The sequence below is a fragment of the Nonomuraea sp. NPDC049421 genome, from assembly GCF_040677005.1.
Lineage (GTDB): Bacteria > Actinomycetota > Actinomycetes > Streptosporangiales > Streptosporangiaceae > Nonomuraea > Nonomuraea salmonea.
On sequence record NZ_JBFAQA010000075.1, the window covers coordinates 1 to 1,667 of the forward strand.

The following is a 1,667-nucleotide window of genomic DNA, read 5'->3' on the forward strand; positions in this document are numbered from 1 at the left end:
CCGTGTGCGCCGACTTCGAAACCGAGCTGCGCGAGTTCAACGGCGAGGACAACCACGTCCACCCGCTGGTCGACTTCCCACCCAAGCTGGTCAACGTCCCACCCAAGGTGGCCCTGTCCAAGCTGGTCAACAGCCTCAAGGGCGTGTCCTCGCGCCGGATGCGTCAGGAGTTCCCCGAACTGGCCCGCCACTACTACCGGGCGAACAAGCTGTGGTCGGGCTCCTACTTCGCCGGGTCGGTGGGCGGCGCTGCGATCAGTGCCCTGCGCCAGTACATCGAACAGCAGAACCGGCCCGTCTGAGCTGGATGGACGCCGTTTCGCCCGGCGGCGAAACGGCTGTTCTCGCCCCGCTACGCGGGCTGGCCGGCTTCACCCCCGGCCTCAAGGCCGGAGCACTGCCGACGATTCCGGTAGCCGTGGCCGGGCTGCTCGGCGATCAGGGCGAGCACGGCCAGGCGGAGCTCGCCCGGCCCGAAGAAGCGGCCCGTCGGGCCGAGCCCGCCCGGGGTGCGGCGTGCGTTCATCATGTCTCGGATGCTATATCGAACGATATATCGGCGCGCATACCTTCTCAGATGAGCAGGACGATCTTGCCCCTCGCGTGCCCGCCCTCCAGGTGGGCGATGGCGGCGGCGGCCTCCCTCAGCGGGTACGTGCGGTCGATGACCGGGGTGAGCGCGCCCGACTCGGCCAGCTCGCGCAGGGTGGCGAGATCGGCGGCGTTCTCGCTGGTGAGGAACGTGGCGAAGCGGTGGCCCGCGAACAGCGACGTGAGGTGCCCGGCGATCATGCGGCCTATCGGGCCGAACCAGCGGTCGCCGTCGCCGCTGTTGGGGACCAGCGTCCCGCCCGGCGCCAGCACGCGCCGCAATGCGCGCAGGGAGTGGTTTCCGACGTTGTCGAGGACGAGGTCGTAGCGCCGGCCCGACGTGGTGAAGTCCTGCCGGGTGTAGTCGATGACGTGGTCGGCGCCCAGCGAGCGGACCAGCTCGACGTTCCCGCCGCTGCACACCCCGGTCACCTCGGCCCCGTACGCCTTCGCCAGCCGTACGGCGAACGTGCCGATCCCGCCCGACGCCCCGTTGACCAGCACCCGGTGCCCCTCCCGCACGCCGCCCTTGTCGCGCAGCGCCTGTAAGGCCGTCAGGCCCGACGTGGGGATGGCCGCCGCCTCCTCGTACGCCAGACCGCCCGGCATCGCGCTCAGGGGCCCGTCGGAGGGCACCGTGACGTACTCGGCGAACGCGCCCCTGCGGCAGCCGTAGACCCGGTCGCCCGGCTGGAACCCGCCGGCCCCCTTGCCCACGGCCTCGACCTCCCCCGCGAAGTCGTTGCCCAGCTCGGGAGCCCTCGGCCGGGTGAGCCCCGCGAAGGCCCGGAAGGCGTACGGGCTGCCGCGCATGAAGTGCCAGTCGCCCGGGTTGACCGCTGCGGCCCGCACCCTGACCAGCACCTCGCCCTCGCCCGGCACGGGCGTGGGCACCTCGTGCAGCTCGACGACCTCAGGCGGGCCGTAAGCCCGGTAACGGATGGCTTGCATCGTCATAACGCCCTCTCTTACACCTGAAAGGAATTTCTGACACATGACGACTTTACCTCTCCATGGCCACCCGCGGGCGGGCACGAAAAAGCGCGGCGGGCGAGGGGTGCTCCCCCTCGCCCGCC

3 protein-coding genes are annotated in these 1,667 nt (G+C 71.0%); 1 reads left to right on the forward strand and 2 read right to left on the reverse strand.

Going from position 1 to position 1,667, the window contains the following annotated elements; translation table 11 throughout:
- Positions 1 to 302: IS200/IS605 family transposase (gene tnpA, locus AB0K18_RS50235; protein WP_364930280.1), on the forward strand; the 302-nt coding region annotated here is incomplete at its 5' end.
- Positions 303 to 352: 50 nt separating this feature from the next.
- On the opposite strand, the gene AB0K18_RS50240 is transcribed toward tnpA, so the two are convergent.
- Both AB0K18_RS50240 and AB0K18_RS50245 read right to left on the reverse strand, forming a co-directional pair.
- Positions 353 to 529 carry a hypothetical protein gene (locus tag AB0K18_RS50240; RefSeq protein ID WP_364930282.1) on the reverse strand — a complete coding sequence of 59 codons (177 nt, stop codon included), beginning with the start codon at positions 527 to 529 and terminating at the stop codon, positions 353 to 355.
- Positions 530 to 573: 44 nt separating this feature from the next.
- Complete coding sequence (locus tag AB0K18_RS50245) at positions 574 to 1,548, reverse strand: NAD(P)-dependent alcohol dehydrogenase (protein WP_364930284.1); 975 nt, start codon at positions 1,546 to 1,548, stop codon at positions 574 to 576.
- Between the last annotated feature and the right edge of the window lie 119 nt (positions 1,549 to 1,667).

Excerpts from the sequence above, each read along its gene's own strand:
- AB0K18_RS50240 (WP_364930282.1), bottom strand. The coding sequence starts at position 529 with ATGATGAACGCACGCCGCACCCCGGGCGGGCTCGGCCCGACGGGCCGC.
- AB0K18_RS50245 (WP_364930284.1), bottom strand. The coding sequence starts at position 1,548 with ATGACGATGCAAGCCATCCGTTACCGGGCTTACGGCCCGCCTGAGGTC.